The organism is Mesobacillus sp. (assembly GCF_049588175.1).
Lineage (GTDB): Bacteria > Bacillota > Bacilli > Bacillales > Cytobacillaceae > Mesobacillus.
The window spans coordinates 1-1,734 of the sequence record NZ_JBAVFI010000401.1 but is presented as its reverse complement, the minus strand read 5'-3'; the positions used below and the strand labels follow the sequence as shown (position 1 = coordinate 1,734).

The following is a 1,734-nucleotide window of genomic DNA, read 5'->3' as shown; positions in this document are numbered from 1 at the left end:
ACGAGGAGGCTCACCGCCAGCCCCGCGGAAAGCGAAGCGCCTGGAACGGAAATCAACAGACCTGTTTTACTTTCCAACCAATAAAATAAATGTAGACAAGCTCGCTTTTCTCAAGTTTGTGTACAGTCTAAGAGCAAGCCAACTTTTATGGCTTGCTCTTTTTTTAAAAGATTAGGATTCTTTTACAATTGTTTTATTAATCTCAACCCGCTCTTTGCCCATAAAGAAAATGGTGACAGCAGAAATGACGATTGGGATTAAGGCCAGCGCAAAGATGTGGGTGATCGAGGAAGACATTGCCTGGACAATTTTATCAAGCACGAATTCCGGGATTTGCGACCGCTGTCCTGACTGAAATAGCTGCTGTGGATCGCCTGCAAACTGATTGCCTTGACCGCCGCCCATGCCTTTAAATGCGCTTATCAACTCATCTTTAAATACATTGTTTTGGATAGTTCCAAAGATGGTTACCCCAAGTGTCATGCCAAGAGAGCGAAGGAAGGAATTAGTCGAGTTCGCTGATCCCCGAAAACGAGGGTCGAGATTATGGATTGACGCCGTTGGCAGCAGGGAAAATGAGAATCCCATGCCGAATCCGACTAAAATCATAAAGAGTGTCAGCATAGTCCTGGACGTTTCCGGTGTCATCGTGCTCAGCAGCAGCATGCCCGCAAAGTACGCTGCAACAGAAATGAACATAAGGTTGCGATAGCTTGTTTTTGTCTGGAAAACACCGCCTACTGCACTCCCTGCAACGGATCCAAGCATCATGGGTGTTAAAATCAAGCCGGCTGTTTTGGCTGACCCGCCGTAGACAGCCTGTACGAAAATCGGAATAAAGACTGCAAGGATAATGAACGTGGCCCCGTATAAAAACGCAAGAATTTGCGATGTTGCGAACAAGCGCCTTTTAAACATCCAGAAAGAGATGATTGGTTCTTCCGCTCTTCTTTCTGCAAAAATAAAAACAATGAAGAACAGAGCAAAGCTGGTGAACAAACCAATAATCTGCAGCGAATCCCAGCTGTATTCTTTACCGCCAAGTTCGAGTGCAAACATTAAGCTGACTACAGCGATGACCAGGGTGAAAGCGCCAGCCCAGTCAATTTTTTGCTTTGAATGCTGAGCGGATTCATGATAATACTTTACAATGAAAAATAAAGAAACGATGCCAATTGGGACATTGATATAGAACACCCAGTGCCAGCTGAACCAGTCCGTGATATAAGCACCTAGCAGCGGCCCAAGAACGCTTGAAGTCCCGAAAACGGCTCCGAGAAGTCCGGTCATTTTCCCGCGTTTTTCTGGCGGGAAGATATCAAAAACAATCGTAAAGGCAATTGGCATCAATGCACCGCCGCCAATCCCCTGGATCGCTCTGTAAACACTTAGCTGTACCATCGTTTCGGCAATTCCGCATAGTGCAGATCCAATTAAAAAAACAAGCAAGCCGAATATGTAAAATCGTTTCCGTCCGTACATATCAGACAGCTTCCCAAAGATCGGCATTCCTGCCATGACTGTGACCATATAGGCGGAAGTTACCCATACAAACTTGTCAAAGTCCCCGAGGTCAGCGACAATCGTTCCCATGGCGGTGGCTACAATCGTATTGTCCATCGCGGCCATTAAGATTCCTAGTAACAATCCTGCTACCACCAATTTTAAATTTTTTTGGCTGAATTCCATAAATTCCTCCTGCAGTTTTTCGTAATAGTAAAAATAGGTATATTC

General features: G+C 45.2%; 1 protein-coding gene. It reads right to left on the bottom strand.

Going from position 1 to position 1,734, the window contains the following annotated elements:
- Nucleotides 1-171: 171 nt before the first annotated feature.
- Nucleotides 172-1,689 (bottom strand): MDR family MFS transporter, encoded by a 1,518-nt coding sequence (locus tag WB217_RS10105; protein WP_423993054.1) that lies wholly within the window; start codon nt 1,687-1,689, stop codon nt 172-174.
- Between the last annotated feature and the right edge of the window lie 45 nt (nt 1,690-1,734).

Excerpts from the sequence above, each read along its gene's own strand:
- WB217_RS10105 (WP_423993054.1), bottom strand. The coding sequence starts at position 1,689 with ATGGAATTCAGCCAAAAAAATTTAAAATTGGTGGTAGCAGGATTGTTA.